We start from the raw sequence: 4,261 nt of genomic DNA on the forward strand, positions 1-4,261 counted from the left end.
GCGCCGATCGCCTCCGCGAGCGCCCAGCCGTACCGGTCGGCGACGATCGGCGTCCCATCCGCCTCGTGGGTGTACACGAAGCCGTTCTCCGTCCACCCGTGATCGACCGCGGCGTCGAACAGCTCGCGCCCGCGTTCGTACCACCCGCCTCGACCACCGGAGGAGCCACCCACCGTCGGCGGGGCCGCCCCGTACCGGTCCAGCAGCGCGAGGAACTTCGCCCACTCCGCGTGGTGGCCCGGCTGGTACCCCGGCGGGCGGAACTGGTGGCGCGGCTCGTCCGCGTTGTACCCGAAGTCGTGGTCCCACCCGTCGGTGTAGTGTTCCCACAACAGGCCGTCCGTCTCGGCCGCGATGTCGACCGTGATCGTCTCTGCGAGGTGACGGGCGCGGTCGAGGTAACTCTCCTCACCGGTCGCCTCGTACGCCGCGAGGTACGCCTCACAGGCGTGCATGTTCGCGTTCTGGCCGCGGTACGCCTCCTGTTCTGTCCAGTCCGGACCACAGTCGCTCCTGAGCATCCCGGCGTCGTCGCGGAACCGCTCCTCGATCAGCGCGTGGGTCCGCTCCAAGTCGGCTGCGGCCCCTTCGATCCCGGCGTCCGCCGCGCGGGCGTACGCGAGGAGGACGAACGCGTGACCGTACGCCGACCGAGTCCGGTCGACCGGGTCGCCGTCGGCGTCGACGACGAGATGATAGCCCCCGTCCGCTCCTCGGTGGGCCTCTCGGAGGAACCGGAGGCCGTGCTCGGCGGCGTCGACACACCACTCCGGGCCGTCGGCGAGCACCCCGACCGCGAAGTTCGCAACGGACCGACTGGTGGCGACGAGGTGACGCCGGTCGTCGGTGTAGTGGTTCCCGGTTCGGGGGTGCAGGAGTCGGTATCCGGCGTCGGCGATCACGTCCGGGTACTGCACCCGGAGCGTCGCGAGGACGCCGGCTCTGGTGGTTTCGGATCGATCCCGCAGCGCGTCGGTGTCGGCGGCGCGCCCGTCATCCGGCGCGCCGTCGGCGCGTGTGTGCTGGTTCGGTGGCATTAATCCGTTATTCATTGTCATCGCATGGGCTACGTCGTTCTGACGGTTTTCAGGTCGTTGCCTTGGAGATGAGTCTCAAGTACATCCCGATAAAAAGAAGCGTACAATGACGAGTGACGACCACAGAGAAGCTGGACAGACCGAGTACAACGACGCTGAACGCGTCGCCGACACCCGAGCACACACCGGTGAAGGGCCGCTGTGGCATCCCGAAGAGGAGCAACTGTACTGGGTCGACATCCCGGCAGGTCGGTTGTACGCCTACGACCCGGTCACCGACGAGAACACGGTCGTCTATGAGACGAACGGTGCGCCGATCGGTGGATACACGATCGAGGCCGACGGCGCGCTCGCGCTGTTCACCCACGGGCGGATCGAGCGGTTCGTTCCCGGGACGGCGGGGACGGAAGTCGTCCACGAGATCGACGCCGACACCCGGTTCAACGACGTGATCGCCGACCCTGAGGGGCGGGTATTCGCGGGAACGATGCCAGGGCCCGACGCGCTCGGCGAGCTGTACCGGATCGATCCCGACGGCTCGACACGAGTCGTCGTCGACGGACTCGATATCCCGAACGGGATGGGGTTCTCCCGCGACCGCGGAACGTTCTATCTCACCGAATCGGAGGCACGGGCGATCTACGCGTTCGAGTATGACCGGGCGACCGGACGGATATCCGACCGCCGCACGTTCCGTGAAACTCCCGAAGGCGACGGCGTCCCGGACGGCTTGACCGTCGACGACGAGGACCACGTCTGGTCGGCGCGCTGGAACGGGGATCGGGTCGCCCGATACACGCCGGCTGGCGAACCGGTCGAGGCCGTTGAGCTCCCGGCGCGGAAGGTCGCATCCGTCACGTTCGGCGGTCCCGACGCCGCCGACCTCTACTGTACGACCGCGCTGACTGACGGCGACCGTGAGGTCGAGGGCGACGGCGCGGGCGCGCTGTTTCGGATCCCCCACGTCGGCGGCGGCGTGCCGGAGTTCCGATCACGGATCGCCTGAGCGCTGGGCACCCACCCGCGAGTGACCGAGCCTCGCGAACGACGGGTCCCCGCGACGGAACCCGGCGATTTATTCGTGGGCCGGCCGGAGCGCGAGCATGCTGATCACGCTGGAGGGGCTGGACGGGAGCGGCAAGACGACGGTCTGGGAGGCGCTTCACGACGTCTATCCCGACGCGGTGTTCACCCGCGAGCCGACGGACAGCTGGTACGGTGACGCCGTCTACCGCTCTATCGGCGACGAGGACGCCGACCCGCTCGCCGAGCTCTTCCTGTACACCGCCGACCACGCGGACCACCTCGCCAACACCGTGCGTCCCGCGCTGCACGACGGGGAGCTCGTCGTCTCCGACCGCTACTCCGACTCGCGGTTCGCCTATCAGGCCGCGAGCCTGGCGGCGAGCGATATCGACATCGCACGCCCCATGGAGTACATCCGGGGGGTTCACAGCGCCTTCTCGCGGCCGCCGGATGCGACGATCTACCTCGACCTGGACGCACGGACGGCGGCCGAGCGGTCCGGCCGAACCGACAAGTACGAGCGGGACGGCTACCTCTCCGCGGTCCGCGAGAACTACGAACGGCTCGTCGAAGCCGAACCCGAGCGGTTCGTCCGTGTTGACGCCACCCGCTCTCCGGAGGAAGTGATCGAGGCGGTCGAGGGTGCGTTCGCGGACATACTCGACGGGACCGAGCACGACGCACGGGAGTAACGGGATCGTCAGGGGTCCTCAGAGGTGTCGATGGCGGCCACGCGTACGATCAGCGGTCGCGTCTGCCGAGTTCGATCGCCGCATATCCGAAGTAGTCGCCGCATGTACGAAGTAGTCACCGCGTATCCGAACTAGTCGCCGCGTGTCCGGGGGGATCACCGTGTGTCCGGAGGGATCACCGCGTGTCCGGCAGCTCGTACTCGTCGGGCGGCTCGATGTAGAGGTAATCGATCGCAGCGCCGAGGACCGCCGGAAGCACCACGAGAAGGAGGATCACGACGGTTGGGCTCCGGAGGTCGATCCCGGCTCCGACGCCGAAAAACCCCGCAAACAGCAGGGTTGACACGAGGAGCAATGTCGGCGTCAGGATCACCGTGTACAGGACCCATCCCCAAGACGTCGACAGCCGGAGTCGGAAAAAGCGCGTCGTCACGCCGGCCAGAAACGTGTGAAACGCCACCAGCGCGAGGACGAGCGCGAAGCCGAACAGCGCGATCATCGCAGCGAACCACCTACCCGACTCGCGGCCCCGTCCGCCGGTCGCTCGTGCCGCCACGCTCCGGTTCCCGCGGCCATCAGAACGCCCCGCCCTCGGCGTCCCCACCTTGGCGTCTCGCGGACGAAATCAGCCCCGAGACCGGTTCAGTGTACTCGTATCCGGGAATAATACCCTGCACGTACGTTCCCTCGACGAAATCGATCAACGCGCCGGCGTCATCCACGCCACGGCGCTCGTTGCTGTCGGTCAGTTCGAAGCGAACGACGACCTCGTCGTCCGCGCGTCCGACATCAGGGTCGAACGCGTGGTCTCCCCGCGTGACGCCGCCCACGTCGACGACCCGTCGTTCGAACGTCTCCAACCAGCCGGTTTCGACGACGTCCGCCACGTCGTCCGTCGTTACGGCCGACAGCGTCGGTACACGAACGCTGACGGAGAACCGGAGCCGACCGTCCTCGGCGGACGCGACCGTCACCGTCCCATCGAACGCGGTCGTCTCCGAGCTCCACACCGCCGCACTCGGCTCCTCGTCGTCCGTCGCTGCTCCCGAATCCTCCTTGCCGTCCCCATCCGTCTCCCTGTCCCCGTCCGTCTCCCCATCCCCGTCCGTCTCCTCGTCCTCATCCGTCTTCCCCTGCGTTACGCCTGCGGCAGCGGGTTCGAAGGACCCGTGACCGCTGAAAGCGCGGCGAACACGCCCGGGAACAGCGGGGGTGTTTTCGGTGTCTCGCTCGAGGTCGCTCATACCGATAGTTGGGTCCGCGGACTCAAAAACGCGCCGGGAGTTCGGTCCGGAGCCCTGCACCGGCGGCGATCGTCACCGGTAGTGGCACGCGGCTCCGGTACTGGTGTTCCTTTGTACCCTGGCCGGTGATCGGTGGTATGGCAGACCGATTTCACTCCACGGAGGGACTGATCGACGCGCTCGCCGACGCGTCGTTCGACCGCCCGCCCGCGCTCGTCAGCAACGCGCACGTGACGGGACTCGGGGTCGCCCGCGCGCTCGA

General features: G+C 67.8%; 5 protein-coding genes. 2 read left to right on the forward strand and 3 right to left on the reverse strand.

Annotated elements, in window-relative coordinates; all coding sequences use genetic code 11:
- On the reverse strand, positions 1–1,037 hold a 1,037-nt coding region (locus ACFQEU_RS12145; protein WP_379782495.1), incomplete at its 3' end, for an AGE family epimerase/isomerase.
- A 106-nt stretch (positions 1,038–1,143) separates the two neighbouring features.
- On the opposite strand from ACFQEU_RS12145, the gene ACFQEU_RS12150 reads away from it, so the two are divergent.
- Together ACFQEU_RS12150 and tmk are read left to right on the forward strand one after the other, a co-directional pair.
- On the forward strand, positions 1,144–2,043 hold the full coding sequence (locus ACFQEU_RS12150) for an SMP-30/gluconolactonase/LRE family protein (protein WP_379782498.1): 900 nt from the start codon (positions 1,144–1,146) through the stop codon (positions 2,041–2,043).
- A 97-nt stretch (positions 2,044–2,140) separates the two neighbouring features.
- Positions 2,141–2,755: a dTMP kinase gene (gene tmk, locus ACFQEU_RS12155; protein ID WP_379782500.1), complete on the forward strand. Its 615-nt coding sequence runs from the start codon at positions 2,141–2,143 to the stop codon at positions 2,753–2,755.
- Between the two features lie 175 nt (positions 2,756–2,930).
- On the opposite strand, the gene ACFQEU_RS12160 is transcribed toward tmk, so the two are convergent.
- Together ACFQEU_RS12160 and ACFQEU_RS12165 are read right to left on the reverse strand one after the other, a co-directional pair.
- Positions 2,931–3,254: a hypothetical protein gene (locus tag ACFQEU_RS12160; RefSeq protein WP_379782502.1), complete on the reverse strand. Its 324-nt coding sequence runs from the start codon at positions 3,252–3,254 to the stop codon at positions 2,931–2,933.
- 76 nt (positions 3,255–3,330) lie between these two features.
- Entirely contained in the window at positions 3,331–3,999 is a 669-nt protein-coding gene (locus tag ACFQEU_RS12165; protein ID WP_379782504.1) for a DUF5813 family protein, read from the reverse strand.
- Between the last annotated feature and the right edge of the window lie 262 nt (positions 4,000–4,261).

Origin of the sequence: Halorubrum tibetense (genome assembly GCF_042661865.1) — an archaeon.
In the GTDB taxonomy this organism is placed as follows: Archaea; Halobacteriota; Halobacteria; order Halobacteriales; family Haloferacaceae; genus Halorubrum; species Halorubrum tibetense.